The organism is Dellaglioa sp. CoH-55-MRSF-8, assembly GCF_056782195.1.
The window spans coordinates 1-401 of record NZ_JBXAYH010000088.1 but is presented as its reverse complement, the minus strand read 5'-3'; the positions used below and the strand labels follow the sequence as shown (position 1 = coordinate 401).

The following is a 401-nucleotide window of genomic DNA, read 5'->3' as shown; positions in this document are numbered from 1 at the left end:
AGGACGTGGTAATCATCCGAATCGCTCTCGCATTTCGGGCACGAGGTCCGAGAACTTCATCAAGTCACCTTCCCGGATTAGCACGTCCTCACCGATGTCCGAATACACCTCGGCCCAGATGCCGTGACTTTTCAGAAACGCGGCCATGCGGTTGGCATCGGCAATGCCACGGTTATCCGGACGGAACGTCTGGACGACGACCAGCGTGTCATCAGCGTTCTTCTCGCGAGCGAAGCGCTCACGGCGATGACCACACGACGGACCCGGCACGCAATGACCGCCCGTCATGTAGCAGCGGAAGCCGTTGTTCGTGGCGTAAGTCTGGGCGACAACAACCTCGCGCAGCGGGCACTCCTGTGCCGCGTACCCCGGATGCTCATCGAAACCTGCGGAACCCGGAA

General features: G+C 60.6%; 1 protein-coding gene. It reads right to left on the bottom strand.

Annotation, left to right across the window (positions count from 1 at the left end):
• Positions 1 to 12 precede the first annotated feature (12 nt).
• A partial coding sequence (locus AC1RPW_RS08035) for a hypothetical protein (protein WP_481769448.1) occupies positions 13 to 401 on the bottom strand: 389 nt, incomplete at its 5' end.